Source organism: Kribbella sp. CA-253562 (assembly GCF_050942265.1).
Taxonomy (GTDB): Bacteria; Actinomycetota; Actinomycetes; order Propionibacteriales; family Kribbellaceae; genus Kribbella.
In genome coordinates, this window is record NZ_CP192049.1 from 1,250,455 (window position 1) to 1,276,628 (window position 26,174).

The 26,174-nt window shown below is 66.8% G+C and carries 24 protein-coding genes; 16 read left to right on the forward strand and 8 right to left on the reverse strand.

All coding sequences use genetic code 11. The annotated features are described in order from the left end of the window. The first annotated feature begins 14 nt into the window (after positions 1-14). Positions 15-860, forward strand: a complete 846-nt coding sequence (locus ACQPXM_RS06125) for a beta-L-arabinofuranosidase domain-containing protein (RefSeq protein WP_432945651.1) — start codon at positions 15-17, stop codon at positions 858-860. Between the two features lie 57 nt (positions 861-917). Here ACQPXM_RS06125 and ACQPXM_RS06130 read toward each other — a convergent pair whose 3' ends face one another. Continuing rightward, complete coding sequence (locus tag ACQPXM_RS06130) at positions 918-1,496, reverse strand: TetR/AcrR family transcriptional regulator (protein WP_432945653.1); 579 nt, start codon at positions 1,494-1,496, stop codon at positions 918-920. 140 nt (positions 1,497-1,636) lie between these two features. Between ACQPXM_RS06130 and ACQPXM_RS06135 the strand changes: the two genes are divergently transcribed. Together ACQPXM_RS06135 and ACQPXM_RS06140 are read left to right on the forward strand one after the other, a co-directional pair. Next, positions 1,637-2,311: a hypothetical protein gene (locus ACQPXM_RS06135; RefSeq protein WP_432945655.1), complete on the forward strand. Its 675-nt coding sequence runs from the start codon at positions 1,637-1,639 to the stop codon at positions 2,309-2,311. Between the two features lie 10 nt (positions 2,312-2,321). Continuing rightward, positions 2,322-3,173 (forward strand): alpha/beta fold hydrolase, encoded by an 852-nt coding sequence (locus ACQPXM_RS06140; RefSeq protein ID WP_432945657.1) that lies wholly within the window; start codon positions 2,322-2,324, stop codon positions 3,171-3,173. Positions 3,174-3,594: 421 nt separating this feature from the next. Here ACQPXM_RS06140 and ACQPXM_RS06145 read toward each other — a convergent pair whose 3' ends face one another. Together ACQPXM_RS06145 and ACQPXM_RS06150 are read right to left on the reverse strand one after the other, a co-directional pair. Beyond that, positions 3,595-4,302 carry a hypothetical protein gene (locus ACQPXM_RS06145; protein WP_432945659.1) on the reverse strand — a complete coding sequence of 236 codons (708 nt, stop codon included), beginning with the start codon at positions 4,300-4,302 and terminating at the stop codon, positions 3,595-3,597. A gap of 83 nt (positions 4,303-4,385) precedes the next feature. Then, complete coding sequence (locus tag ACQPXM_RS06150) at positions 4,386-5,051, reverse strand: hypothetical protein (protein ID WP_432945660.1); 666 nt, start codon at positions 5,049-5,051, stop codon at positions 4,386-4,388. Positions 5,052-6,001: 950 nt separating this feature from the next. On the opposite strand from ACQPXM_RS06150, the gene ACQPXM_RS06155 reads away from it, so the two are divergent. Further along, a complete protein-coding gene (locus ACQPXM_RS06155; protein ID WP_432945662.1) occupies positions 6,002-6,154 on the forward strand; it encodes a hypothetical protein in 153 nt (50 codons plus the stop codon). Here ACQPXM_RS06155 and ACQPXM_RS06160 read toward each other — a convergent pair. After that, positions 6,123-7,010, reverse strand: a complete 888-nt coding sequence (locus ACQPXM_RS06160) for a DUF389 domain-containing protein (RefSeq protein ID WP_432945664.1) — start codon at positions 7,008-7,010, stop codon at positions 6,123-6,125. The two genes, ACQPXM_RS06155 and ACQPXM_RS06160, sit on opposite strands and share 32 nt — an antisense overlap. Positions 7,011-7,380: 370 nt before the next feature. Between ACQPXM_RS06160 and kdpF the strand changes: the two genes are divergently transcribed. The 12 genes from kdpF to ACQPXM_RS06220 all read left to right on the forward strand — a co-directional run bounded on the left by kdpF (position 7,381) and on the right by ACQPXM_RS06220 (position 20,511). Further along, entirely contained in the window at positions 7,381-7,470 is a 90-nt protein-coding gene (kdpF, locus tag ACQPXM_RS06165) for a K(+)-transporting ATPase subunit F (RefSeq protein ID WP_432945666.1), read from the forward strand. Continuing rightward, positions 7,470-9,131 carry a potassium-transporting ATPase subunit KdpA gene (gene kdpA / locus ACQPXM_RS06170; RefSeq protein WP_432945668.1) on the forward strand — a complete coding sequence of 554 codons (1,662 nt, stop codon included), beginning with the start codon at positions 7,470-7,472 and terminating at the stop codon, positions 9,129-9,131. Before kdpF ends, kdpA begins: the two co-directional genes overlap by 1 nt. Before the next feature lie 86 nt (positions 9,132-9,217). After that, on the forward strand, positions 9,218-11,218 hold the full coding sequence (gene kdpB / locus ACQPXM_RS06175) for a potassium-transporting ATPase subunit KdpB (protein WP_432950957.1): 2,001 nt from the start codon (positions 9,218-9,220) through the stop codon (positions 11,216-11,218). A gap of 15 nt (positions 11,219-11,233) precedes the next feature. Beyond that, positions 11,234-11,863: a K(+)-transporting ATPase subunit C gene (gene kdpC, locus ACQPXM_RS06180; protein WP_432945670.1), complete on the forward strand. Its 630-nt coding sequence runs from the start codon at positions 11,234-11,236 to the stop codon at positions 11,861-11,863. A 479-nt stretch (positions 11,864-12,342) separates the two neighbouring features. Further along, a complete protein-coding gene (locus ACQPXM_RS06185; protein ID WP_432945672.1) occupies positions 12,343-12,669 on the forward strand; it encodes a PadR family transcriptional regulator in 327 nt (108 codons plus the stop codon). Beyond that, positions 12,666-13,022: a DUF1048 domain-containing protein gene (locus ACQPXM_RS06190; protein WP_432945674.1), complete on the forward strand. Its 357-nt coding sequence runs from the start codon at positions 12,666-12,668 to the stop codon at positions 13,020-13,022. Before ACQPXM_RS06185 ends, ACQPXM_RS06190 begins: the two co-directional genes overlap by 4 nt. Before the next feature lies 1 nt (position 13,023). Beyond that, positions 13,024-13,350: a DUF1048 domain-containing protein gene (locus ACQPXM_RS06195; protein WP_432945676.1), complete on the forward strand. Its 327-nt coding sequence runs from the start codon at positions 13,024-13,026 to the stop codon at positions 13,348-13,350. A 149-nt stretch (positions 13,351-13,499) separates the two neighbouring features. Further along, entirely contained in the window at positions 13,500-14,165 is a 666-nt protein-coding gene (locus tag ACQPXM_RS06200) for a DUF4097 family beta strand repeat-containing protein (protein WP_432945678.1), read from the forward strand. Positions 14,166-14,287: 122 nt separating this feature from the next. Further along, a complete protein-coding gene (locus tag ACQPXM_RS06205) occupies positions 14,288-16,888 on the forward strand; it encodes an AMP-binding protein (RefSeq protein WP_432945680.1) in 2,601 nt (866 codons plus the stop codon). Continuing rightward, positions 16,867-17,895 (forward strand): iron ABC transporter substrate-binding protein, encoded by a 1,029-nt coding sequence (locus tag ACQPXM_RS06210; RefSeq protein WP_432945682.1) that lies wholly within the window; start codon positions 16,867-16,869, stop codon positions 17,893-17,895. The genes ACQPXM_RS06205 and ACQPXM_RS06210 overlap by 22 nt, the downstream gene beginning before the upstream one ends. After that, positions 17,879-19,480: an ABC transporter permease gene (locus ACQPXM_RS06215; protein WP_432945684.1), complete on the forward strand. Its 1,602-nt coding sequence runs from the start codon at positions 17,879-17,881 to the stop codon at positions 19,478-19,480. Before ACQPXM_RS06210 ends, ACQPXM_RS06215 begins: the two co-directional genes overlap by 17 nt. Further along, positions 19,477-20,511, forward strand: a complete 1,035-nt coding sequence (locus ACQPXM_RS06220; RefSeq protein ID WP_432945686.1) for an ABC transporter ATP-binding protein — start codon at positions 19,477-19,479, stop codon at positions 20,509-20,511. Before ACQPXM_RS06215 ends, ACQPXM_RS06220 begins: the two co-directional genes overlap by 4 nt. 913 nt (positions 20,512-21,424) lie before the next feature. Here the strand turns inward: ACQPXM_RS06220 and ACQPXM_RS06225 are convergent. From ACQPXM_RS06225 to ACQPXM_RS06240, 4 genes are all read right to left on the reverse strand, one after another. Next, a complete protein-coding gene (locus ACQPXM_RS06225; protein ID WP_432945688.1) occupies positions 21,425-22,018 on the reverse strand; it encodes a Rho termination factor N-terminal domain-containing protein in 594 nt (197 codons plus the stop codon). A 633-nt stretch (positions 22,019-22,651) separates the two neighbouring features. Further along, entirely contained in the window at positions 22,652-22,933 is a 282-nt protein-coding gene (locus ACQPXM_RS06230) for a hypothetical protein (protein WP_432945689.1), read from the reverse strand. A gap of 16 nt (positions 22,934-22,949) precedes the next feature. Further along, positions 22,950-23,381 (reverse strand): ASCH domain-containing protein, encoded by a 432-nt coding sequence (locus ACQPXM_RS06235; RefSeq protein ID WP_432945691.1) that lies wholly within the window; start codon positions 23,379-23,381, stop codon positions 22,950-22,952. After that, on the reverse strand, positions 23,378-25,450 hold the full coding sequence (locus ACQPXM_RS06240; RefSeq protein WP_432945693.1) for a GNAT family N-acetyltransferase: 2,073 nt from the start codon (positions 25,448-25,450) through the stop codon (positions 23,378-23,380). The genes ACQPXM_RS06235 and ACQPXM_RS06240 overlap by 4 nt, the downstream gene beginning before the upstream one ends. Between the last annotated feature and the right edge of the window lie 724 nt (positions 25,451-26,174).

Sequence of the window (26,174 nt, forward strand, 5' to 3'; positions counted from 1 at the left end):
ACGGTGACTACGACGTGTGGCCGCGGATGGTGGTGCTGAAGGCGCTCCTGCAGTACCACGACGCGACCGGGGACGAACGAATCGTTCCGGCCGCACTGCGGTTCGCGCGGTTGCTGACGCAGCTGCTCGACCTCGCTGCCGTAGCTCATAGCCAGGGCTACGACTGGCTCGAGTACGCCGGCCACCTGCCGTACCGGGACAAGGTCCCAGACGCCGCACTGCACGAGTTCCAGCGGCGTACCGGTGTCTGGATGAACGACGACTACCTCGCGACTCACGGTCCGAACATCGCGATGGGGCTGAAAGCGGCGCCGGAGGGGTGGCGCACGACGGGCGACGACTCGTACCGGACTCTCTTGACGCGGATGCTCAGTCAGCTCGACACGTACCACGGTCAGGCCAGCGGGCTGTTCAGTTGCGACGAGCACCTGGCCGGACGGCACCCTTCGCAGGGCAGCGAGACGTGTGCGGTTGTCGAGTACCTGTTCTCGTTGGAGATCGCGCTCGAAACGTGGGGGCACGTCGAACCAATCGTCGAGCGACTCGAACGGCTTGCCTTCAACGCGTTGCCGGCCAGTGTGAAGCCGGACGAGTGGGCGCACCAATACGTGCAGCAGGCGAACCAGGTGGTTGCCCACGTCACCGAAGATCGCCTGTACACGAACAACGGGCCGGACGCGAACGTCTTCGGTCTCGAACCACACTTCAGCTGTGGTACGGCGAACCGTCACCAGGGTTGGCCCAAGTACGCCGGTGTTCTCAGGTTCCAGGCATGTTCGCGACCACTTTGCGTCGAAGCCTGCACATGGTGTCGCCGCGGTGGTGGCTCGGCTGTCGGGACTGCTGCAAAGAGTTGGTGACAGTTTCGGTGACGCGGCCTGACTGGCCGGTCATGATGGTTTCGTATTCTCTTGGGGTCAACCGGCCGAGGGCGGCTTGGCGTCTACGGCGGTCGGCAGGGCGGCACGGATGACCATTTCCAGCAGGGGGCGTGCGTCGGTGGTGTCGTGGCGTGCGATGCGGTGCAGGTTGATCCCTTCGCAGCACGCCATGATGGCCCGGGCGGCGATTTGCGGATCCTTGGCGCCGAGACCTGCCAGTGACACCACTACGGCCGACTCCATCGTCGCGCGCCCGGCGGTGATGACCCGCCGGATGTCGTCGTTGTGGTTCGCCTCGAGGAAGAGCACCAGCCGGGCTGCGGTGAGCGTGCGGTGGGCGCCGGTGGTGGTGACCTCGACGAGTGCGCAGACCGCGTCGACGAACTCGTCGACGGTCCGCGGCTGGGTCGCGTGCTCCACGCCGGGCATCTCGTACTGCGCGATCCACTCGGCAACCCCCGTGATCAGTGCCTCGCGAGTGCGGAAGTAGTTCGAGGTCGAGCCCTTGGCGACGCCGGCACGTTCGTCGACGCGGCCATGGGTGAGAGCGCGCAGGCCTTCGGTGCCCAGCAGGTCGATCGCGGCATCCAGAACCCGTCTTTTTGTTGTCGTCACGCGGACACTATAAAGGTAGTGACAAGACACTATAAAAGTAGTATCCTCGGCCAGAGGGGAGGGGTGCAGTGTCTACTACTCAGAGCTCCGGCGCGGTCAACAGTTCGATCCAGCACCGGCCAGTTCGGGATCTCCGGCGCGTGCACCGTGTCGTCGCCGCCGTGGTTCTGCTCATACCGGCCAGCGCGGTCACCATCGCGCGCCTGTTCATGACCGATGACTCCGACACACGGAAAGCCCTGGACCAGATCGCGGCCGATCCAAGCAGCCAGCGCGTGGTCGTCTGGCTGGGATTCCTCGCGGCGCTGACCGTCGTCCCAGCCTTCCTGGCCCTCGCGCGGCTCGCCAGACGCCGGCGCCCGGTCCTCACCACGATCGCGCTCGGCGTCAACCTGGCGGCGTACCTGGGCGGCTACGCGATGTTCGCCCTCGACGGCCTGTATCTGGCCGGAGCCGGCGTTCCGGCGCAGCAACGGGACGGCGCTGCGGCGCTCATTGACGCGACCTGGTCCGCCGGTGCGGCTGGGCTCAGTACGGCGCTGTTCGTGATCGGTCATGTCCTCGGCGCCATCCTGATGGGTCTGGCGCTGCGCGGGAGCATCCCGATGATCGGATGGCTCGCGATGATCCTGTCCCAGCCCGGTCACGTGGTTGCGTTCGTCGTCTTCCAGAACGTCGTGATGGACTCGCTGGCCTGGGGTCTTATGGCGGTGTGCTTCGCGATCGCGGCGATCACCGTTCTCCGCACGTCCGACGACGAGTGGGATCTGCCTCCGCGCCGGGTCAGCACCGCGTTTCACGCCGGAACCTCCTGAGGAGCCCCGCATGGTCAGGTGGTCGCGAGCCCGGACATCCGCCGGGCAGTCGTTCGTGTTCGCCGAGTGCGGCCAGGGGCCGCTCGTCGTGTTCTGGCATGGCTTCCCCGACACGCCGCACAGCTGGTCGGGCATCATGGGGAAGGTGGCAGCGGCCGGCTACCGCGCCGTGGCGCCATGGCTGCGGGGCTATCACCCCGAGACCGTTGTCGATGGCCTCGGGTACGGACCGTTGGAGCTGGCCCAGGAGACGGGCAAGCTGCTCGACGCCCTGGGTGAGCGCGACGCGGTGCTCGTCGGGCACGACTGGGGCGGAATCCTGGCCTATGGCGCCGCGTCCCTGGCACCAGAACGCATCCGCGCGCTGGTGCCTGTCTCGTTCCCCCTGCCGACCCTGATCCCACGGACGCCGGTCTTCTTCTGGACAGTCCGCCACATCGCCCGCCTGAAACTGCCGCTGGCCACAGAGTCCCTACGCCGCGGCGACTTCAGCTACGTCGACAAGCTCTACCGACGGTGGGCGCCCAACTGGTCCGGACCGACCCGCGACCATGCGATCGCCGAGGTCAAGTCCTGCTTCCGGAACCCGGCGTCGCTCGAAGCCGCGATCCAGTACTACCGCGACATGTCACCCAGGACTCCGCCTGAGCTGACCCACGCGCCCACCATGCCAGGGCTCGTGGTCGGCGGCACCAACGACCTGGCTCCGCCCGGCACGATCGAACGGACGGCCGCGGCGCTCGGCGACGACTGGGACCACCTCATCCTCGACGGCGCGGGCCACTGGCCCCACCTCGAGAACGAGCCCGTCTTCATCGACCGCCTGCTCGATTTCCTCCGAACCCTGCCCCGTCCGGCCTGAGCAGCGCCGTGTCGTTTGAAGATGGTGATGACCTGCGCTTATTCGGGTCTTGGCATGTGAGCGTTGTGTAGGAAGCTACGCTGTTTGCTGTTGATAGAGGTGAGTTATCAGGTGAGATCCGCGATGCTCCGGTGTCGTGACGGCAGCCGACAGCCCCAACCGCCAGCGCGGCCCCCGGCGCAAATGCAGCATGCTTTCGTCGCTGCTGCGCGTGATCGCGGACCCGGGCGCCATCCCGAACTGGCACGCGTCCGACGACGTACCGTTTGGGCGGAGCACGACCACCGTGTCGGGCCGCAAGGTCGGCCGGCACTCGTGGTCAAGGATCGCCCCGTTGCCGATCGGTGGACGTGCGCGTCGGTGCGCTCGAACCAGCTTCGTCATCTCCGCCACTGGTGTTGAGTGGGGCTTCGTCAGTGGATTAGATGGCGCCGGTGAGGTGGTCGCGTTGCTGTCTTGCGATGGTGGCGGCGAGTTCGGTGTCGGGTCGGAGGCCTTTGCCGGTCTTGTTGGACTCGGTGACGCTGACCGCGACGAGAATGTTGCCGACGGCAAAGTTCACGTTCGCGGTGGCGGTGTAGCGGGTCGACGACTGCTTGAGCCCGGCGTCGGTCCAGGTGCGGCCGAGGCCGCGGACGGTGAAGCGGTCTCCGTGGTCGTACTGGTCCCAGAAGCTGTTCTGCAGTTGAACCGCGCCTTGGTGGGTGCGGAACTGGTAGAGGTAGACGACCAGCCGCCGGTCGTCGGCGGCCATGCGGATGCTGACGTGGCCGCGGACGAAGCCGGTTCGTTTGAACAGGCGGCGGTCTTCGTCCGGCGTACCGGACAGCATCTTGGCGAACCGGTCTGTGTCGAAGGGGCCGGTGCGTTCGCGGTCCCATTCGCGGGTTGAGGTCCGGGTGAAGGTTTTCGACGGTACGACGAGGTCGGCGAGAGCGACCTGCTGTGGTGTCGGCGCCTTGCTGGCCTTCGGGGTCACGGACGGTGTGGCGGTCGGTGGAGGCGGTGCCTGCCGGGTGGGTTGTTTGGTCGAGGTTGCCACCGATGGCAAGGGGGCGCTGGTATCGGTGGAGCTGCCGCAGCCGACCAGCAGCGGTACGGCGAGCAGGGCGAATCCGGCGCGCTTCATTTGACATCCACTTTGTGTTGATTGTCCTTGATTGTGGGCGACCCCCGAATCCCTTACCGGATTTCGGGAGCCGCTGCAGTGTGTCAGTTCGTGGTGGCGCAGGTGAGGAAGGGCTGGACGGTGATCTCGTTGGGGGCGTTGTTGGTGATGGCGATGGTCCAGGAGGTCGCGGTGGACACGCCTTCGGTGTCGGCGAGGTCGCTGGGGTAGCTGCCGTTGAGTACGACGTGCTTGGCTTCGCTCTTGGCGCCGGAGTCCCACTTGAGGCCGCCGGACAGTGCCTTCTTGCCCTCGGCGCAGTCGAGCTTGATCTCGGAGAATCCGGTGGGTACGACCTTGGTCGATGCGGTTACGGCGAGTCCGGACACGCCGTCCGCGCCGGCGTCGCCCTTGGCGCCGGCCGGGCCTTCGGGCCCCGCGGGCCCGACCGGTCCGCCGACGGCGTTGAGTTTGGTCTTGACGGCGTCGCTGAGGTCTTTCTCGGTCAGCGCTCCGTCTTTGACGCTGTCGGTGGTGACGGTGTTGTTGTAGGTGCCGGTGAACCACTTGACGACGTTCGGGTCGATGTCGGCGCCGAAGATGGTGCCGTTCTTGATGTTCCAGCCCGACACCGATCCCTCGGTGTTCGGGACAGACCCGGCCGCCGCGACCGGGTCGGCCGCGCTGGCCGACGACGCGACCGCGATCCCTCCACCGACCGCCGCCACGACGGCGACGGCCACGGCGACTGCTTTCTTGCTGATCCGCACGATGTTCCCCTCCACGAATCCCCGGCCTTGGTGCCGGAGCAACCGGAGGAGTAAACCACGGTCGTGACCCCGTTGGTGAGATCGATTTCTGCAGAGCAACGTAAAGTCCGCCGTACCGGCCCGTCGGGTCAGCGATCGCGATGTCAAAAGCTGCAAAACCCTTGCGAGTCGGGTGGAAATTGCGTCCCAGTCTTTGGCTGATGCTGCACCCGCGGCGGCCGCGACGACCCGCCCACCTGCCTGATTGCCCATGTGCCGCCGGGGTTCTGGCCTTCACCTTGTCGCGATCGTTCCGGTCGACTCGGCGTACGGTTCTGCGCTCCGCTTCACCGTTGACTCGGGTGGAACGCCCTCGTTGACTTTCCGGCAACATCGCTCGGGGGAGCGAGTGCTGGGGATGGCGCCATCCGCCGTCGGATGCGGTTTTCCCTTGTCGGCGGGGAGTCCTGCGATCTGTCTGGCCCTGGTCGCGGGGTTGCAGGCGGTGTCGTTGCCATCGGCGAGAGCGGCGACGGCGGTGACTGTTGCGGTCGCCCGGTAATCGAGGTACGGATGCGGCGTTCTGCCCATCCGCACCCACCCTGGTGATGCGGATCGGGGACATCGCGACTTGATCGCCGCTGCTCCGACCTATCTCCCCTTGCTCATCGAAGAGATCCGGGCCTGTCGATCAGCCGCATGCCGCTGGACGGGCCTTCTGATTCGCGGTCATGAAGACGCTGTCCCCGGTCTGCTGAACTAGGGTGGGACGCTACCGCTGCAGGTCCCAGCCGCAATGCGGCTCACAGGTCGATCTCGCCCTGCGTTCGTCGGGATACCTGCACCTGGAGTACGACGCGAAGTTCCGTCCGCGATTCCGCTCGCGGAAGGCTCCTGAGGCCTGACCACAGGTCTGTTAGAGAGCTCTGAGGACGGCGGTGGCGGTGGTGTCGGCTCAGTAGAGTTCCCGGATGCCCGGAAACTTGGTGTGGCTCGTCGGCCTGCTGGCCGTCCTGCTCGGACTGGTGGCTGTGCTGCGGTATCGACTGGTGATCGGTGGGCTCTTGATCGTTGCCGGGTTCGTCGTCGGGATCATCGGTACCGAAGTGATAGCCGGCGGTTGATCAGCCACCGCCACAGGATTCGTTGCAGGACGAGTGTGGCGACTCCCGCGATGGTCATTCCGGCGAGGTTGATGCCCAGTTGGGCGGCGGAGCCGCCGATCTGGTGCGGCGCCCAGAGGGCGATCGAGAGTGCGAGGTCGCCGGCCGCCGGGACGGTGGTGACGGAGATGAAGACGCCGACCAGGGCGTTGGAGCGTCCTGCGGTCTGTGACAGTACGCCGGCGCAGCCGGCCAGGACGGCGACGACTGCCGACCACTTGTCGGGGCGCCAGATGAAGCCGGTCAGGGGGCGAGCGGCGGTCACGTCAGCGGTGTCGATCCAGCCGACGGCGCGGGCCAAGAGCGCGGCCAGCGTGGTCAGGACGATCGCCACCAGGAATCCCTTGGCCAGCAAAACAAAGGCTTGCGAGGTGAGCCGCACTCTTCCCAGGGCGAGGCCGAGGGCCAACGCGGCGACTACTCCGAATTCAGGCCCAACGACCATCGCGCCGACCACGAGGATGGCCGAGTCGGTGATGACCGCGATCGCGGCGATCATCGTCGCCAGGGTGAGGAACGCGTAGAACGCCCACGAGCCGCGCGCTTCGGCGTACCCCTGGTCGACGACCGCGTCCCACACAACTGCGTCGTCAGGAGCTCCGGGCGCTGCCTCTTCGGTCTCCCGAGCGTTGCGCGAAGGCGATGCGTCGACGGTGGACAGGGCGACGGCTCCGTCCTCGTAGATGCCTTGGTCCTTGAGCCAGTCGAGGATGTCGGAGGTGGCCTCGCGCGTGACGTCGCAGTGCACGACATCGCCTGCCGGACGCTTGGCGGCGGCCGGCAGTACGACGATGTTGGTGGTCCGAACGTCGGCCACCAGTGAATCCACGACCAGATCTGTGCGGTCGGGCGGAAGGATCAGTCGGAGGTGCATCACCTGGACATCATGGCCGATCCGGGCGCGACGACGGCGGCGTACAGCGGGCCAGGCTTCTCCTCCATCGGACCAATCTATTGCTCGCGGCAACGCCGTAGTAGCCATAGTTTGTGAGAGTCCTGTGAGAGACGCCGGTGGGGACGTGAGAGGTCTGCGAGAAGGCTCCTGACCGGGCAGTGAGCGGTGTGCAGTGGTCACATGAGCTCTTTAGCCGAGGGGTGGGGCAAGTCATGAAGGACGTTGTGTTCCTCGCCGTCTGTGTGGCCACGTTCGCTGCGGTCTGGTTCGCGCTGCGAGGGGTGGAGAAGCTGTGAGCACCGAGAACATCGGGGGTCTCGTGGTGGCCGCGGCGCTGGTTCTGTATCTGATCGCCGCCCTGATCTTTCCCGAGAGGTTTTGATGTCCGACACCGCTGCCGGCCTGCTCCAGGTCGGCCTGCTGGTCCTGCTCCTGGCCGCCGCTTACCGGCCCTTGGGCGGGTATCTGGCCAAGGTCTACACCTCCACCGCAGACAACCGGATCGAGCGTACGGCGTACAGGCTGCTCGGCGTCGACGCGAGAGCTGATCAGACCTGGGCCGTCTACGCCCGGTCGGTGCTCGCGTTCTCCGCGGTCGGTTTGATCCTGCTCTATGTGCTGCAGCGCGTGCAGGCTCACCTGCCGTTCTCCAACGGGCTGCCGGGCGTCGAGCCGTCGCTGGCCTTCGACACCGCGGCGTCGTTCGTGGCGAACACCAACTGGCAGTCGTACTCGCCCGAGGTGACGATGGGCCACCTGGTCCAGTTCGCCGGTCTCGCGGTGCAGAACTTCGTCTCCGCGGCCGTCGGCATCGCCGTGGCGGTCGCCGTGATCCGGGGCTTCACCCGCTCGAAGACCGAACGCCTGGGCAACTTCTGGGTCGACCTGACCCGGACCGTACTGCGGGTTCTGTTGCCGCTGGCAATCGTTGGTGGACTGGTCCTGGTGGCGACCGGCGTCGTCCAGAACCTGTCGTCCGGGCACGAGCTGACGACGGTGGTCGGGCAGACGCAAACGATCCCCGGCGGTCCGGTGGCGAGCCAGGAGGTGATCAAGGAGCTGGGCACGAACGGTGGTGGCTTCTACAACGCGAACTCCGCGCATCCCTTCGAGAACCCGAACGGGATGTCCAACCTGTTCGAGATCTTCCTGCTCCTGCTGATCCCGGTGGCCTTGACCCGCACCTTCGGTCTGATGGTCAACGACAAGCGGCAGGGGTACGCGATCCTCGGCGTGATGACGACGCTCTGGGTCGCGTTCACCGCGGCCGCCACCGCGTTCGAGGTCAACGGCGCCGGTACGGCGACGCACGCGGCCGGCGCGGCGATGGAGGGCAAGGAAACGCGCTTCGGTGAATGGGCGTCGGCCTTGTTCGCCTCCTCCACGACCGGTACGTCGACCGGCGCGGTGAACTCCGCGCACGACTCCTTCACCCCGCTCGGTGGCGGCACCGCGCTGTTCCACATGATGCTCGGCGAGGTCACACCGGGCGGCACCGGCTCCGGCTTGTACGGGATGCTCGTGCTCGCCGTTCTGGCCGTGTTCGTCGCCGGCCTGATGGTCGGCCGCACACCGGAGTACCTGCGCAAGAAGATCACCGCGCGCGAGATGAAACTCGTGTCCCTCTACATCTTGGCGACGCCGTCGCTGGTCCTCACCGGTGCGGCCGTCGCGATGGGTCTGGCCAGCGCACGAGCCTCGATCTTCAACACCGACAGCCCGCACGGCTTCTCCGAGGTGCTCTACGCGTTCACCTCGGCGGCCAACAACAACGGCAGCGCGTTCGGCGGTTTGAGCGCGAACACCACCTTCTACAACACCGCGCTCGGCATCGTGATGCTGCTCGGCCGGTTCGTCCCGATGATCCTGGTGCTCGCGCTGGCCGGTTCGTTCGCGCGTCAGCAGCCGGTCCCGGTGACCAGCGGAACGCTGCCCACCCACAAGGCCCTGTTCGTCACGATGCTCGTCGGCGTCGTACTGATCGTCACCGGCCTGACCTACTTCCCGGCACTCACTCTCGGACCCCTCGCGGAGGGACTGTGACCACCCAAACGATGACCCCTGCGCCGAAAGCACCATCGGAGCAGCCGGTCCAGAAGAAGGCGCCGTCGGGCCTGTTCGACCCGAAGATGCTGCTCACCTCCTTGCCGGACGCGCTGCGCAAGCTGGACCCGCGGCTGATGGTGAAGAACCCGGTGATGTTCGTCGTCGAGGTCGGCGCGATCGCATCCACGGTGCTCGCCTGCACCGACTCCAGCGTGTTCGTCTGGTGGATCGTGGTCTGGCTGTGGCTGACCGTGCTCTTCGCCAATCTGGCCGAGGCCGTCGCCGAAGGCCGGGGCAAGGCTCAAGCCGCGACGTTGCGCCGGGCCAAGACCGAGACCACCGCTCGCAGGCTGACCGCTGAAGGCACCGAAGAGGAGGTACCGGCGACCGCGCTTCAACTGGGCGACCGAGTAGTCGTCGAGGCCGGCCAGATCATCCCTGGCGACGGTGACGTGGTCGAAGGTGTCGCCAGTGTCGACGAGTCGGCGATCACGGGGGAGTCGGCGCCGGTGATCCGGGAGTCCGGCGGTGACCGGAGTGCGGTGACCGGCGGGACGCGGGTGCTGTCGGACCGGATCGTCGTGAAGATCACCACCAAGCCCGGGGAGAGCTTCATCGACCGGATGATCGCGCTGGTCGAGGGCGCGTCGCGGCAGAAGACGCCGAACGAGATCGCCCTGAACATCCTGCTGGCCAGTCTGACCATCGTGTTCTTGATGGCAACGGTGACGCTCCAGCCCTTCGCCCAGTACGCCGGGGTGGACCTCAGCCTGGTCGTGCTGGTCGCGCTGCTGGTCTGCCTGATCCCGACCACGATCGGCGCGCTGCTGTCGGCGATCGGGATCGCGGGCATGGACCGGCTCGTGCAGCGCAACGTGCTGGCGATGTCGGGCCGGGCGGTCGAGGCCGCGGGCGACGTGAACACGTTGCTGCTGGACAAGACCGGCACGATCACCCTGGGCAACCGGCAGGCTGCGGAATTCATCCCGGTAGGCGGCGTGACCGAGACTGAACTGGCGGATGCGGCCCAGCTGTCGAGCCTGGCCGACGAGACTCCGGAGGGCCGATCGATCGTCGTACTGGCGAAGAGCCGGTACGGGCTGCGCGAGCGGCACACCGGTGAGTTGCCGCACGCAACATTCGTGGAGTTCACGGCACAGACGCGAATGAGTGGCGTCGACGTGGACGGCCGGCAGGTGCGCAAGGGCGCCGCGGGCGCGGTGACGGCCTGGATCACGGCCCAAGGCGGTCGGGCGGACAGTGCGCTCGGTGAGTTGGTCGACGGCATCTCGGCCTCCGGTGGTACGCCGCTGGTGGTTGCCGAAAGCGGCCCCGACGGTGCACGCGCGTTGGGTGTGATCCACCTGAAGGACGTGGTGAAGCCCGGGATGCGGGAGCGGTTCGACCAGATGCGGGCGATGGGCATCCGGACCGTGATGATCACCGGTGACAACCCGCTCACCGCGAAGGCGATTGCCGAGGAGGCCGGGGTCGACGACTTCCTGGCCGAGGCGACGCCCGAGGACAAGATGGCGCTGATCAAGCAAGAGCAGGAGGGCGGCCGGCTGGTCGCGATGACCGGCGACGGCACCAACGACGCTCCGGCCCTGGCCCAGGCCGACGTCGGCGTCGCGATGAACTCGGGCACGTCGGCGGCCAAGGAGGCCGGCAACATGGTCGACCTGGACTCCAACCCGACCAAGCTGATCGAGATCGTGGAGATCGGCAAGCAGTTGCTGATCACCCGCGGCTCGCTGACCACGTTCTCGATCGCGAACGACGTGGCCAAGTACTTCGCGATCCTGCCGGCCCTGTTCGCCGGTGCCTATCCGGGCTTGGACAAGCTCAACATCATGCGGCTCGACTCGGCCGAGTCCGCGATCCTGTCTGCCGTCATCTTCAACGCCCTGGTGATCGTCGTCCTCGTGCCCTTGGCACTGCGCGGAGTTCGCTACAAGCCGTCGTCGGCGTCCGCGATGCTGCGCCGCAACCTGCTGATCTACGGCGTCGGCGGCCTGGTCACCCCGTTCATCGGCATCAAACTCATCGACCTGCTGGTCTCGGTCATCCCGGGCATCGGCTAGAAGAAGGCAACTCAGATGGTTACCAGAAGAATTCGCTTCGGCCAGTTCGGCGTCGCGATCCGCGCAATGGTCGCGCTGACCGTCCTGCTCGGTGTGCTCTACCCCCTGGCCATGACTGGCGCTGCCCAGGCGCTGTTCCACGGCAACGCGAACGGCTCGATCATCCAGGTCGACGGCAAGGACGTCGGCTCGGACCTGATCGGTCAGGCCTACACCCGCGACACCGGCCAGAAGGATGCCGACGGCAACGCGGTGATGGCACCCGATCCCAGATGGTTCCAGACCCGGCCGTCCGCGGTCGACTACGACGCGATCGGGAGCGCAGCATCGCAGTACGGGCCGAACAACCCCGACCTACTGAAACTGATCGAGCAGCGCCGCGCCGAGGTCGCGAAGCTCGAGGGCGTCGATCCGTCGCAGGTCCCGCCGGACGCGGTCACGGCCAGCGGCAGCGGACTGGACCCGAGCATCAGCCCGGCGTACGCCGCTCTGCAGGTGCAGCGACTCGCGCGGGAGCGTGGGCTCGATGTCGCCAAGGTTCAGCAGCTGGTGAAGGACAACACCAAGGGCCGCACGCTCGGGTTCCTGGGGGAGCCGGCGGTGAACGTAGTGACGCTGAACCGCGATCTGGCCGAGCAGAGCTGACCGGATCGAGACCAGCGCGATGAGCAGGAGCGGCCGCGGGCGTCTGCGGGTCTATTTCGGCGCTGCCCCGGGAGGCGGGTAGGGCATAGTCGTCTTGAGTGGTCACGGATGCCAGGATGCATGAGCTTTCAGGCCAAGCCGTAATCGGTGTTAGAGACCTGTGAGAACCCTGCACCGCGGGCTCGGAAGTGGGTACATTGCGCCCGTGGACGCCGATCGGGAGACTCTGCGAGTACTGGCGGACGAAGGCAACGACAAGGCTCTCGACCGCCTCGCCGATCTGGCCGAAGAGCGCGACACTCTCCTCGCCGGCGTGGAATGAGCTAGTCACGTCGGGTCGATTGCCGACCCCGCGACTCGACGGCGTACCGGCGTACTGCTTCACGATGCTCATCACCCGTTGTGGTTCCTCTACCTAGTGATACTCTGTACTGGTACTCGTTTGCACTAGGTACCGGGCGCGTTTGAAGAGGATCACGATGGACGACCTGACGGAGCTGCTGAAGGGCACGCTCGAGGGCTGCGTGCTGCAGATCATCGGCAGTGAGGAGACCTACGGGTACGAGATCACGCGCCGGCTGAACGAGCTCGGCTTCGCCGATGTCGTCGAGGGCACGGTCTACACCATCCTGCTGCGGCTGGAGCGGAACGGGCTCGTCCGGGTGACGAAACGTCCGTCCGGGCAGGGGCCGCCGCGCAAGTTCTACGCGCTGAACGCCGCGGGCCGCAAGGAGCTCGCGACGTTCTGGGCGAAGTGGGACTACGTCAGCACACGGATCGAGAAGCTCAGGGAGGGCGGGAGATGAAGATCTGGGAAACGATGACCGGCAGCGATCTCACCAGGGAGTGGAAGGCGTTCGAGACCCGGGCCGAGGCGTTGCCCGCCGACTACCGGGCGGCGTGGGAACAGATCAAGGGACATCTGTTGCCGTACGGGGATTTCACGGGCCGGAACCTGCTGCCGATTCTCGATGGAGCGCTGGGCCTGCTGGAAGAGACGGCCGCCCAGGGGCAGAGCGTCCACGAGGTGCTGGGTGACGACATCCAGGGCTTCTGCGCGGCGCTGGTTGGTGGAGAGGGGAGCCGGACGTATCGCGACCGGTGGCGCGAGCAGTTGAACAGCAACGTCGCCCGCACATTGGGCCGGTTGGGAGGCTGAGATGGGAATTCGGGACATCATCGAGGGCAAGAAGCAGTGGCGGGCGCACGTCGCGCGGGTCAAGGCGCTGCCGCCGGACTATCAGATCGTCTACAAGGAAATGCAGAAGTACTTCTTCAAGGTCGGCCCGGTCGAGCTGACCGAGGGCAACCTGCTGTCCGGGATCGTCGACTTCTTCGAGCAGGGCGTTGCCTCCGGCAAGGGAGTCCTCGAGCTGATCGGCAACGACGTCGCTGCCTTCTGCGACGACCTGATCAAAGACTCCCGCACGTACGCCGACCTTTACCAGGAGTCGATCAGCCGGGAGTGCGGAGCGGTCGAAAAGTAGTCGTCAGTGGGCTGTCGGTGTCAGGGCAGTGTCAGCGGGCTGGCGGGCTGGTGTCAGTGAGGCGGGCGACTGTGGTTCTCGTGACCAGCTCATCCATCGGACGCGCCGCCACCAGCGGAGGCGCCCGGAACGACTTTCAGGAGAACCCCATGCAGACCTTCCCCACCGCCGCCGCGATCTCCGCCGTCCTGGACATCCCCGCCGGTCGTGTCCGGTTCATCGCCACCGACCGGGCCGACATCACCGTCGACGTCCGGCCCGCGAACGCCTCGAAGAGCCGCGATGTCAAGGTCGCGGAGCAGACCACGGTCGAGTACGCCGACGGCGTGCTGCGGATCGAGGCCTCGGCGAAGAACCAGTACTTCCGCAGCTCGGGGGCCATCGACGTGACCGTCCAGCTGCCCAACGACTCGACGATCGAGGCGAAGGCGGCCGCTGCCGAGTTCCAGGCCGTCGGGCGCTTCGGCGAGGTCGCGTTCGACGGTGCGTACGGCACGATCGAGGTCGACGAGGCCGCGAGCGTCCGCTTGACCGCGCTCGCCGGTGACGTCTCGGTCAACCGGCTCAACGGCCCTGCGGAGATCACCACCAGCAAGGGCGACATCCAGATCGCCGAGTCCCACCGCGGGGCCGTCGTACTGCGCACGCAGTCCGGCGACGTGTCGATCAACGCCGCCCACGGGGTCTCCGCCTCCCTGGACGCCGGGACGACCCTCGGGCGGATCGACAACTCGCTCAAGAACGCCGACGGCGCTGCCGACCTGGCGATTCAGGCGACCACCTCGCACGGCGACATCGTCGCCCGCAGCCTCTGACGGCGACGTCGAGCACCTCTCGTCACGCGATGTCCACTGCCGGCAACTGAGCGGTGAACACCGTGATTCCGGGCGGGAGTCCAGTCTGGACGCGCCGAATTCCTTAGGTTAGCCTCACCAACGTGTCTCTGCTGGATTCCCGGCGGGTGCGCGCCGCCGTCCCGGTGTCTGACACGGCCGACCCGCTTCACCCTGCCCTGATCGACTCGGACGGCGACCTGACTTACGGGGAGCTGGCTGATCGAGTGGCGGCTCTCGCCGCCGAGCTACCTGCCGTCCACACGGGACGACGGCTGGTCCATGTGCCGTTGGCGCCTCGACGCGACCTGGTGCTCGCCTACCTTGCCGTGCTGTCCGCCGGTCACGTGGCGTTGGTCACCCCGCCCGAGCACGAGCCGATCACTGCGGTCTACCCGCCGGACCTGTGGCTGCGCCCGGACGGAAGTTTCACCCCGGCATCACGCCGCGCCGACAGTGAACCGCGCCACGTGCTGCATCCCGATCTGGCCTTGCTGCTCAGCACTTCCGGCAGCACCGGATCCCCCAAGCTCGTCCGGCTGAGTCACGCCAACCTCGTCAGCAACGCCGACGCGATAGCAGCCGCGCTGTCGCTGACAGCGGCCGATCGAGCGGTCACTTCGCTGCCGCTGCACTACTGCTTCGGCCTGTCGGTGTTGCATGCCCAGCTGCGGGCCGGCGCAGCGACGGTACTGCGCCCCGGATCGGTCACCGACTCCGACTTCACCACGGACGTACGTCGGCATCGGGTGACGTTGCTAGCTGCGACGCCGCACCTGGTCGACCTGCTCGACGTCCAGGGTGTGCTGAACGACCTGCCCTCGTTGCGCTTGCTGGCGCAGGCGGGTGGCGCGTTGCCGCCGGCGCGAGTCAGTGACCTCGCCGCACGCGGCCGAGCCGCGGGCTGGGGGCTGGCGGTCATGTACGGCCAGACCGAGGCCACTGCCCGGATGGCGGTACTACCTCCCGAGCTGGCCGAGCGTCATCCCGACGCCGTCGGCTGGCCGATCGCCGGATCGACGTTCCGGCTCGAGCCGACCGACGTCGAAACCGGTGACGACGCGCGCCGTGGCCAAGTGGGGGAGCTGGTGTTCGCCGGGCCGGGAGTGATGCTCGGCTATGCGGAGCACCCTGACGACCTCGCGCTGGGCAGGATGCACTCGGAACTCCGCACCGGCGACCTGGCCCGGATCGACGCCGACGGGCTGGTCCGCATCGTCGGGCGACGTTCCGATTTCCTGAAGGTGATGGGAATCCGGATCGATCTCGGGCAGGTCGAACGGACCCTTCGAAACCAAGGGGTGCCGTGCTGTGTGACCGGCACGGACGACTCGCTGCAGGTGACCTACCGGACAGGTGCGCAGGCGCCCGACGAGGTCCGCGACCGCGCCGCGGCGGCCTCCGGTCTGGGCCGGGCTGCGGTCTCGGTCCGTGGTGTCGACGATCTTCCCGTGCTGCCCAACGGCAAGCCGGACCGCCGACGCTGCGCCGAACTGCACACCACGTCGTCGCCCGGTCACGCCAGAAAGGACGGGGCTGTGCTCGACGCGGTGGTCGACGTACTGTCGCCACTGGTCGGCCGCCGCATCGTCGAGCTGGACCGGTCGTTCGCCGAACTCGGCGGAGACTCGTTCAGTCACGTCAGAGCCTCTGTCGGCCTCACCCGCCTGCTCGGTGATCTGCCGCCCGACTGGCATCACCGGCCGGTCCGCGACCTGGTCGCGCTGGCGGATCGAGGTCGCCGCCGCCGTCCGCTGTTTCAGCAGGTCGAAACCACCGTGCTGCTCCGGGGCGTGGCCGTGGTGACGATCTGCGGCAGCCACGTCGGACTGTTCCGGCTCGCCGGGGGAGCGCACATCCTGCTCGCAGTGGCCGGGTTCCTGTTCGCCAGGTACGTACTCGCCGCTCCGGACACTGTCGATCGAGTACGGCGTACTGCTCGCGTGGCGGCTGCCGTCGCGATTCCGGCGGTGGCAGTCGCCGCCGTGATGCTGTTCGGCTTCCGCACTGCGCACTGGTCGAACGTCGCCCTGGTGCATTGGCTCGCTCGGCCGCAGGACATCAACATCTTCTGGTTCGTGGAAGCCCTGCTGGTGGTCATGTGGGCCACTGTCGCGATCCTCGCCATGCCGCGATTGCGGGCAGCTTACGCAGCCGACCCGTGGCGATTCGCGATGATCGGCTTGGTCGTACTGCTGGTGCCTCGCTACCTGGTACTAGCGCTGCTCGGCGGACCGCTGCGTGGCTTGCCGGGCACGGTGGCCTGGTTGTTCGTGGCCGGAATCGCGATGGCTGTGGCGGACACTCGCACCCGGCGCGTGATCGCCGCCGCCGTACCGGTCGCGGCTGCCATCGGCTTCTTCCCGGACGGCGACCGCAACCTCGCGGTCATGGCCGGACTTACCTTGTTGGCCCTCGTCCCGGCGTTGCCGGTGCCGGCGGTGCTCGTGCGGCCGCTCGCCCTCCTGGCCGCCGCTTCGTTGCACATCTACCTGGTGCAGTTCCAGGTGTTCGCGTTCTTCGGCCCACCGAGCGTCAAGTTCGCCGCCGCGGTCGCGGCCGGTCTGGCGTTCTGTGCGCTCAGCAATTTCGTCCTGCGCCAGTGGCGGTCGCTGCCACTCACGGTCGCAGCGCTCCGTCGCCGGATGGCGACCGGACAACTCGTCAGAGAGGACATCACATCATGCGTCGACGCACGTTCCTGACCGGCCTGGGGGCGCTGGGTGCCGCGGGACTCGTCGGCTGCGGTTCCGACGGGGAGGAGGCCGCGTACGTCGCCGACCCCGGCGCCCTGCAGGTGTACTCCTCGCAGCACGAGAACCTGACCAAGGCGTGGGCCGAGGCGTTCACCGCGGCGACCGGTATCAAGGTGCAGGTCCGCAAGGGTTCCGACTCGTCGATGGGACACCAGATCGTGGCGGAGGGTTCCGCCTCGCCCGCAGACGTGTTCCTCACCGAGAACAGCCCGGCGATGACCCTGGTCGAGCGGAGCAAGTTGCTTGCCCCGCTGGACGAAGCGACGCGGCGGCAGGTGCCCGCGACCCTGACGCCTTCCTCGAAGGCGTGGACCTCCATCGCCGCCCGCTCGACGGTGCTGGTCTACAACACCGCCAAGCTTACCAAGGCCGATCTGCCCAAGTCACTGATGGACCTGGCCGGTTCGCAGTGGAAGGACCGGTGGGGTTGCGCACCCGGCGGTGCGGACTTCCAGGCCATCGTGGCGGGCATGCTCGCGGGGCAGGGCGAGCAGAAGACAACCGCCTGGCTCCAAGGGCTGAAGGACAACGCCAGGCCGCTGCAGAACAACATCGCCACGATGAAGTCGGTCAACGCCGGGGAGATCGAATGCGGCGTGATCTACCACTACTACTGGTACCGCGACCAGGCCGGGACCAAGGAAGGCAGCGGCAACACGGCCCTGCACTACTTCCGCAACCGCGATCCCGGCGCGTTCGTGTCGCTGTCCGGTGGTGCGGTGCTCGCCGGTGCGAAGAAGCCCGCGGAGGCGCAGAAGTTCCTCGCCTTCATCACCAGCAGGAAGGGACAGCAGGTCCTGGTCGACTCGAACTCGATGGAGTACGCCGTCGGCACCGGCGTCGCGTCCGCACCGGCGCTGCCGCCGTTGAACAGCCTGCAGGCTCCGCCCGTCGACCCCTTCACCTTGAACTCCGACAAGGTTGCCACGCTGATGACCGATGCCGGCATCCTCTGATCTGCGCGAGCCGGTCGAGCTCGCGTCCGGTCTCGCGGTGACTCGGTGGTCGTCAGCGCGCGACAGCAGCTCGCCGCGAAGGCCATGGCTCGTCGTTGCCGTGACCGTCGTGGTTGCCGCGGTGATGGTCGCCCCGGTAGTGGTCGTGATCGGTCAGTCATGGGCAGCCAGCGGCGAGGCCTCGCGGCTGCTGCTGCGGCCACGAACTGCCGAACTGCTCGCCAACACGCTGCTCCTGGTGGCGCTCACGGTCCCGATCACCGTCTGCGTGGGATGCGGCGCAGCGTGGCTGGTGGAGCGGACCTCGCTCCCCGGTCGGGGCGTCTGGCGGACCTTCCTGCTCGCGCCACTGGCGATTCCGGCGTTCGTCAGCAGTTACGCGTGGACCTCGGTGCTGCCGTCGGTGCAGGGGCTCGGCGGCGCTGTCTTCATCACCGCCCTGGCTTACTACCCGTTCGTCTTCCTGCCCGCCGCGGCTCTCCTGCGAGCGCTCGACCAGGGCCATCTGGACGCCGCCAGATCGCTCGGCGTCTCGGGGCTCGCAGCGGTATTTCGGGTCGTGGTGCCGCAACTGCGGCCGGCCATCGCCGGCGGTGCGCTGCTGGTGGGGCTTCACCTGCTCGCCGAGTTCGGCGTACTCGAGATGATGCGGTACCCGACCTTCACCACAGCGATCCTCCAGCAGTTCGCGGTCGGATTCAGCAACGCCGCCGGGAGCCTGCTGGCCGCGGTCCTGATGCTGTTGTGTCTGGGGCTGTTGGCGGCCGAGGTGCCGCTGCGCGGCAGGGCGCGGATCGCCCGAATGGGTTCTGGGGCTCGTCAGCAGCCCGTCGTACACCGCCTCGGCGGTTGGACTCCCGCGGCGATCGGTGCGCTGACCGTTCTCGTGGGCCTGTCCGTGGTCGTGCCGGTCGCCCTGGTTCTGCGCTGGCTCGTTCGGGCGATCAACTCCGGGATGGTGACGGTCGCACCTCTCGTCGCGGCGACTGGTTCAACCGTCGGCCTGGCACTGCTGGCCGGCCTGCTGGCGACCCTCGCAGCCCTGCCGGCGGCTTGGCTGCTGCATCGGTACCCGTCTCGGCTCGCGACTGTCCTGGAGAGAGTGACCTACGTGGCCAGCGCCTTGCCCGGGGTCGTGGTCGGGCTGGCGCTGGTGACCCTGGCCGTTCAATGGGCCCGTCCGATCTACCAGACCGCCGGACTCGCGGTACTGGCTTACACAGTGCTGTTCCTGCCGCGCGCGACGGTCGCTTGGCGTTCTGGTCTTGCTGCGGCACCGACCGAGTTGATCGAGGCTTCGCGTTCGCTCGGAGTGTCCGGGCTCGGTACCTTCGTTCGCGTGGTCCTTCCCCTCGTCCTGCCGTCCGCGCTGACCGGGTTCGTTCTCGTCTTCCTGGCAACGGTCACCGAACTCACCGCGACCCTCCTGCTTGCACCCACCGGCACCGAGACGCTCGCGACCGCGTTCTGGTCTGCCAGCGATCAGTTGGACTATGTCGCCAGTGCGCCGTACGCCGCGGCGATGATCGCTCTGTCCGCACCTCTGACCATCCTGCTGCGACGGCAGATCCTGGAGCAGCGATGACCGGCGCCGGGATCACCGTCACAGGATTGACCGTCGGGTACGGCGGACCGCCGGTCCTCGACCAGGTCGACCTGAAGGTTCGCGCCGGCGGCACCACCGCCGTACTGGGACCCTCCGGCAGTGGCAAGACCACGCTCCTGCGAGCGATTGCCGGTTTCGTCCAGCCCACCCACGGGAGAATCGAAGTCGGCGGCGAGGTGCTCACCGACGGATCGGTCCTGGTCGCTCCCGAGCGCCGCGGCGTCGGCTACGTCCGGCAGGACGGCGCGCTCTTTCCCCACTTGGATGTCAAGGGCAACATCATGTTCGGGCTGCCGCGAGCCGAGCGGCGCCGGGCCACGCAGGTAGGCGCACTGCTGGAACTCGTCGGCCTGTCGCCGGACCTGGCACGGCGCCGGCCGGACGAGCTGTCCGGCGGGCAGCAACAACGCGTCGCGCTGGCGCGAGCGCTGGCCCGGGAACCCGACGTCGTACTGCTGGATGAACCCTTCTCCTCGCTGGACACCGCCCTGCGAGCCGCCACTCGCGAGGCAACCTTGGCCGCGCTCGCCGAACGCGGCGCCACGACGGTTCTGGTGACTCACGACCAAGCCGAAGCGCTGTCGTTCGCCGATCAGGTGGCCGTCATGTTCGACGGCCGATTCGCGCAGGTCGACAGTCCAGCCACCCTGTACGGCGAGCCCGCCACCCCGGAGATCGGCCGTTTCCTCGGTGACGCGGTTCTGCTGACGGGCTCTGCCACCGGCGCAGTCGTCGACTGCGCGCTGGGCCGACTCACTCTGGCCGAGCCTGTGACCGGTGACGTCCAGGTCATGGTCCGGCCGGAGCAACTCGTCCTGGGCGACGAGGCCGGGTTGACCGCTCGAGTTGTCTCCGTCACGTACCACGGTCCGCACGCGATGGTTCAGCTCGCTGTCCCGGGTCATCCCAGCGGCCTGGCGGCACGGGTGTCGAGCCACCGGACACCGCGGCCGGGCGACAATGTCCAGGTCACGGTGCCGGGTCCGGTCCGGTCGTTTCCCCCGGGCTGAACGCGCTCCGGTCAGTGGCGGCCGCAGTACATCGGGTGAGGGTGAAGAGGCATGCGCCTGACCGAGTGCACGCAGCGGTGGGTGGGTTGATGATGGCGGTATGACCGTTGCTGAGGAGACGTTTCAGCCGTCGGCGCCAGTGTGTTGGTGCTGCGGTGGCGAGTTCGAGGATCGTGACCTGGTGCGGCTGGGGGCTCACCCGGAGGTAGGAGTCTGCGGGGGATGCGCCAGATATCTGCAGCGCCGCGCGGCCGACCGCGAGGACGAACTGCGGCCGTCCCGCGCTGCGCATGTGCGCGCCGTGGTGCGGAGCGTACGTCAGTGGGTGATCGCTCGCGGCTGGCACGAGCTGCCGGTCGTAGGGCGACTGTTGCGCCGGATCGACCGTCGCCTGCCCTGACCGATGTGGCCGCTGCTCAGCGCCGCAGGCAGCATCCGACCGGTCGGCGCAGGTCCGCCGCTCCAATCGGCCACGCTGAACAAGCGGCCCTCGAGTTGTTTGCGGGGCTGCCGGTGCGGGAGCTGGCGGCAGCGGTGGAGTGGTACGAGAAGTTGCTCGGTGGACCGGTCGACGCCGACAGCTGATCACTGGATCCCGAACCTGAAGCTCCACATCACCAGCCGGCGAACTGCAGACCACCCTGTCGCTCGGCACGCTGTCCTCTTGGAGCGCGGCCGGTTCAACCAGGTACGCCTTGCCCGCGGGCGTGGGAGGCGAGCCGGCGGTTCCACCAGCGCGGCCTCTCGGCTGCCGGGGTGAGCAACCGCTGGTACTCCGGAGTGGTCAGATGGCAGAGGAGTGGCACCGCAGCGAGCCGCCGCGGAGGGAGAGGAAAGCCTCGTGCCGACGGCATCGGCCATCGCGCCGACGACATCGGCCATCAGCTTCTGCGCCTCTTCCACGATGCCTCGCTCACCCGTCTTCGCGGTCGGGGCTCTCCAGCCGGAAGAAGTTGCTCTGGTTCCCGTCGCTGGTCTCCTCCTGGTAGATGAAGTTCAGCCGCCGCTCGTCGAACGTGGCGAACCACTCGTCCCAGGACACCTGCCGCAGGTTGTCTCCGCCCGAGCCGAAGTCGAAGCGCAGTACGCCGAGGTAGTCGCCGTGCTCGGTCCCCTCCACCGTGGCGGGGGTGCCACCGCGTTGCTCGGCCCACTGCTTGATGACCTCGTGGTGGGTGGTGGCGAGGCTCCGGCCGGGTCGCTCGGGCTCGTCATCGGGGGAGGTGACCTCTTGGGAGTACTTCAGTGATCGTGACGTGTGGTCACCGGTCCTGAGCCGTCCGCCGTCCGGGCCTGCGTCTTCGGTCTCGGCACCGTCGGCGCTGTCGCCGGCGTCGCCGCGGATCTTGGCCACCTCGCGGACGAGTTCGTCCTTGCGCATGGTCGAGGTCTTCGCGACACCGGCGTCCTTGGCTTCCTGCCGGAGTTCGTCGACCTTCAACTCCTGCAGCTCGGTCTCGCTCACCTCGGGGGTGTTGGGCGTCTGGTTTCCGGGTTGCTCGGGCATCTTCTGCTCCTTCTGACGGTCAGGTGAGGCCGCTCTGTACCCCAGATGACGGGGTTGTACCGTCCGGAGGTCGGCACAGGGCAGAGCGTCGGTGGTGACCAGCCAGATCGCGGCTTCGACCAGCGGCAGCCCTGGCTCGGTGGCCCGGGATCGGGGGAGCGCTCGCGCATGTTCGAGCGGCATCTGAAAGGGCTCGACGAGGATGCCTTCGGCGATACCGATGGCCACGGAGGCAGAGCCTCGCGTTCATGCTGCATCACAGCAGCGACTTGCGGAGGCCCGAACGCTAGACCGCGCAGCAAATCTGCAGCTCACGCGACCTTGCGGCTGAGCTCAGCCAGCCACTCGCCCAGGACTGATCAACGCCGGGGTCGCCGGTGCTACGCGATCACTCAGCGGACGAAGGTCGAAGAACACACTCCGGGGACGCATCCGCGACATGCACTTTGGTGGCCGCCATGAGTTCTTGACCTTCCGTCTTAGTCTCGGCTCGATCCTCGCGAGCGCTTGCGAGGACACAGAGATTGATGAAGAGCGCTTGACCGGATGGATGCACGAGCACCCACGGGTCGTGGTCATCCCTGTTGGTGATGCCGACGGAGCTCTGGGTTCACCGCAACTAGCCGTGATGTTTTACAGATCTGCGATGTCTGGCCGCCGGCCAAGGATTTCGGCGTCGAGGTCTCCGTTGCGGATGTCCTTCAGCGCGGCGGCGTACCCGATCTCTGTTGCAGTGATGAGCATTCGAAGTGCTGCATCCGACAAGCTGTCGTAACTCTGATATCCGGATCCGGACCAGATGTTGGCCATTGCTTCGTACGCTAACCGCTCATCGGCCGGATCGTGGGCTGTGACGGCGTGCATGGAGGAGACCAGCTCGCTCCAGCTCTCTAGATCATGCTCCGAGAACGACATAGCGCTAGGGATCCTCTCAACGACTGACGAGACGGCGTACTTGCAACGGGTCGGTGGGAGCTACATAGCGGAGGCTCTGCGGTGGGTGAAACCGGGCGGCACGTCGCAGAACCTGGAGCGCTATGGGCTGATCGAGTTCCTTGGCGTCGGTCACCCTCAGGAGGTGCGCTGCTGGAGCCCCCTCGAGATAGTTCATGAATTCAGACCAGGTCACCCCGAAGCTCTCGCGGTAACGGCGCCACGCCGTGTGCGGCGTAAGCACGAGAACATCGGCTAGGACGGCGGTGCCGACGACTGCCATCGTAGGTGAGCTGGCGTAGAGGATCAGCGGGGTTCCGGCTGGCGCCCTCACCGGACGGCGGCGGATTTCGATCGTCTTAGAGCCGTTGAGGATGGCTTCGGCGAACCTGGGGCGTAGTGACAACAGCAGCGCTGATGGTGTCGTCATCGGGCCCTCCCTTCGGTGTAGATCGCCGCGAACAGTTCCGGCGAGATCCGTCTCGGGCTTTGTGGAGGAGCGCCGGAGACGCCATTGTCCGTTCCCAGCTGTGCGAGCCGTCGAAGGCTCACCGGGCGAGGGAAGAGTTCAGTGTTGGTGAACCGTAGCGCCTCGGCCACCCCGTTGCGGGCGGCATCTATCACATTGCTGAGGTTCCACACACCAAGATGCTGGAAGCGGCTGTGCAGCTCCTCGGGTGGTCCGTGGTGGACAGCGTCGAGCTGCGAACAGGCGATGATCGCCGCGGCAGCCCCGGCTTTCCCCTTCCCCCCACTCATGTACCAAAGGAGTCGCGCAGGCGCCTCCATGCTCCAGCTGCTGCGCCGACGGTAGTAGACATGTTCACGGTTGAGGCCGAGGCTGTCGCTGCGGGGATAAAGGCTGGACGGCACGCCCAGCAGCTCGACAGAGAAGTCTTGCTTGATCGGAATCAGGTATGTCGGCAACTGACTATCGGTTAGTTTGGCTGGCCACCATGCGCGCTCGAGTTCCGAGGCGGCGATCGCATGCATCCCCGGACGCAGAGGGGGCGGTGGTGGGTCTATTGCCGCGATACGCGCCGCTCGAACAGCGAGATGTTCGAGCGTAGACGCATCGCCTAGCTGATCGATGACGAAGGCATGGAGCCGGCCGTTCGCCTCTAGGAATCCGTCCTCGACTGCTGCAATTCTTGCCTTGCGTTGCAGGGATTCGCCGTCGATGGACAGGACGCTCACGTTCCGAGCCAGGGCTTGGTGACGGAGTCGGAACAGAATCTGCCGGATCAAGGTCTCACCGATTGGCCCCTCACTGACACGGAGATTCACGATCGATAGAACGTCGCCATCTTGACGAATCCCGTAGTACGCGACAAGTTGGCCGCCGGGGTTGAAGACACCCATTCGTTCGCCGGTCCCAGAGGTGGCGAAGGTGCGGGCCGCCTGGATCAGGGCCTTCGGCTTCTCACCCGCCGTGGTGTTGGCCAGCATTCCTACACTTTCGTCCTCACCACTGGCGATCAACCGCTCGGTGTAGGCCGTGTTCTGTAGCTCGATCGGTCGGTAGGACTCGGCTCTGGACAGCTCGTCGATTCGAACCACGACGTCGACGGGCCGTAGGATACGGGTTCCCTGCCGCTGAGCTTCCGGTCCAAGCACTCTGATCAGTTCGTTGTCAACGGTCACGAAGACATTGAGATCCGCTGCGATCGCGTTCGCAACATGCATAAGGTCGAACTCGTCCTGGGTGCTGCGTGGATATCCGCGGATCGCTTTGACCGCCTCGGCGAGCAACGAAGCCCTGATTTCATCGAACCTGTCTTCATCGCGAGGCGCGTTCGGCCACGACTGAATCTTCTGCAGACAGTCCTGCCGGAGCTTGCCGGTGATGACTTGGATCTCAGCGTCGAGTGACTGGGTACGGAAGAGCTGAAGGCGGTCGCTCAAGTGGTCTTCGACCAGGGACACTGCTTCATCGTGCCCCGGACGTTGCTGCTCCATCAGGTTACGGAGGATGTTCATATCGATCGCCGCGCGGACGAGGACTGTCTCAGGATCGATCGAGTACAGATGCTCGTGCTGATGATCGCGCCACCAAATGGTCAGAGGTTGGCCGGTCTTTCCTCTGCCACGTTTCTCACCCAGTGGAGTGAAGCCCAGACTGAGCCAAACCGGGGCTAGCCCGTAATCGTTTCTGCAACGAGCCAGTATTCCCAGCCGCTCCCGATGACGGCTGCTGATCTCGTCGACCAATTTCCTGGCAACGCCCTGCGCCCGGGCGGAGGGATCGACGCAGAGATGGGTCAGGCGTACCCGATTCCGCGCCAAGGCGTATAGCGCATATCCGACGACGCGGTCATCCAGTCTCGCCAGCAGTAAGGTGCCGTCCAGCGCTGCAGCGTCGTAGGCAGCCCAGGGAAGGTGACCCAGCGTCGTCCGCGCTTCGTTACCCAGGTCAATTGCGGCCGTGATGGAATCGCGATCCTGGGGATCAGCGGCCACGATCTCCAGGCTCGTGCTCTGCTGAGCCCCCTGAACCATGATTGGAGATTACTGTCCGTGCTATCCGGTCGCCGATGACACAGCGTGTCGGACCCGGCTGCGTTGGACGCCGGCTCCAAAAGACTTGCTATCAGGAACCCTTCTTCGCGGTGTCCCGCATGTAGCTCCGCCGATCGGGTCGGCGTCGGTGGACCTCGCTGCGATGCAACCGCAGCCGCTGTTCGAACGCGGCAAGCACCGCGCGGTTGATGGCGCTCGGAGCGCGCAGGACGCGGGCGGAGCCCGCCGAGGTCCGGGTGGGCGGGAACCGGGCGTAGCGGGCGCGACGGAGGAGCGGCTGCGTAGCACGCGTGTGAAGAAGCCCCCGCCAAAGCGGTCAGTTCGCCGCAATATGAGGGTGCCCAGCAGGGTGTCCCCAGTTCAGAGAGCCGACGAGGGGACTCGAACCCTCTAACCACCGCTTTCTCGGGCCGGGGTTGTGAACCTTCGCCGTTGTCGTTTGAAGGTGGGTGTGATCTGCGCTTATTCCGGTCTTGGCATGTGAGCGCTGCGTAAGATGCTGCGCTGTTCGCTGTTGATAGAGGTGAGTTATCCGGTGAGTCCGCGGTGCTCCGGTGTCCCGAGACGGCAGCAGACGCCCCAACCGCCAGTGGCTCCCGGCGACTTTGGGCGGAAGCATCAGCGCGACAGCCGGCTTGCCTGTTGCTCGGGCGCCAGAGCTCCCGCCTGGTGATCGACGCGAGCTGCCGCACCGGGGAGTCGC

Coding starts and splice junctions, on each gene's coding strand:
- ACQPXM_RS06240 (WP_432945693.1), bottom strand. CDS start 25,450: ATGGTTCAGGGGGCTCAGCAGAGCACGAGCCTGGAGATCGTGGCCGCT.
- kdpB (WP_432950957.1), top strand. CDS start 9,218: ATGCTGCTCACCTCCTTGCCGGACGCGCTGCGCAAGCTGGACCCGCGG.
- ACQPXM_RS06210 (WP_432945682.1), top strand. CDS start 16,867: ATGCGTCGACGCACGTTCCTGACCGGCCTGGGGGCGCTGGGTGCCGCG.
- ACQPXM_RS06200 (WP_432945678.1), top strand. CDS start 13,500: ATGCAGACCTTCCCCACCGCCGCCGCGATCTCCGCCGTCCTGGACATC.
- kdpC (WP_432945670.1), top strand. CDS start 11,234: ATGGTTACCAGAAGAATTCGCTTCGGCCAGTTCGGCGTCGCGATCCGC.
- ACQPXM_RS06145 (WP_432945659.1), bottom strand. CDS start 4,302: ATGAAGCGCGCCGGATTCGCCCTGCTCGCCGTACCGCTGCTGGTCGGC.
- ACQPXM_RS06220 (WP_432945686.1), top strand. CDS start 19,477: ATGACCGGCGCCGGGATCACCGTCACAGGATTGACCGTCGGGTACGGC.
- ACQPXM_RS06230 (WP_432945689.1), bottom strand. CDS start 22,933: ATGTCGTTCTCGGAGCATGATCTAGAGAGCTGGAGCGAGCTGGTCTCC.
- ACQPXM_RS06195 (WP_432945676.1), top strand. CDS start 13,024: ATGGGAATTCGGGACATCATCGAGGGCAAGAAGCAGTGGCGGGCGCAC.
- ACQPXM_RS06215 (WP_432945684.1), top strand. CDS start 17,879: ATGCCGGCATCCTCTGATCTGCGCGAGCCGGTCGAGCTCGCGTCCGGT.
- ACQPXM_RS06140 (WP_432945657.1), top strand. CDS start 2,322: ATGGTCAGGTGGTCGCGAGCCCGGACATCCGCCGGGCAGTCGTTCGTG.
- ACQPXM_RS06185 (WP_432945672.1), top strand. CDS start 12,343: ATGGACGACCTGACGGAGCTGCTGAAGGGCACGCTCGAGGGCTGCGTG.
- ACQPXM_RS06190 (WP_432945674.1), top strand. CDS start 12,666: ATGAAGATCTGGGAAACGATGACCGGCAGCGATCTCACCAGGGAGTGG.
- kdpA (WP_432945668.1), top strand. CDS start 7,470: ATGTCCGACACCGCTGCCGGCCTGCTCCAGGTCGGCCTGCTGGTCCTG.
- ACQPXM_RS06225 (WP_432945688.1), bottom strand. CDS start 22,018: ATGCCCGAGCAACCCGGAAACCAGACGCCCAACACCCCCGAGGTGAGC.
- ACQPXM_RS06235 (WP_432945691.1), bottom strand. CDS start 23,381: ATGACGACACCATCAGCGCTGCTGTTGTCACTACGCCCCAGGTTCGCC.
- ACQPXM_RS06155 (WP_432945662.1), top strand. CDS start 6,002: ATGCCCGGAAACTTGGTGTGGCTCGTCGGCCTGCTGGCCGTCCTGCTC.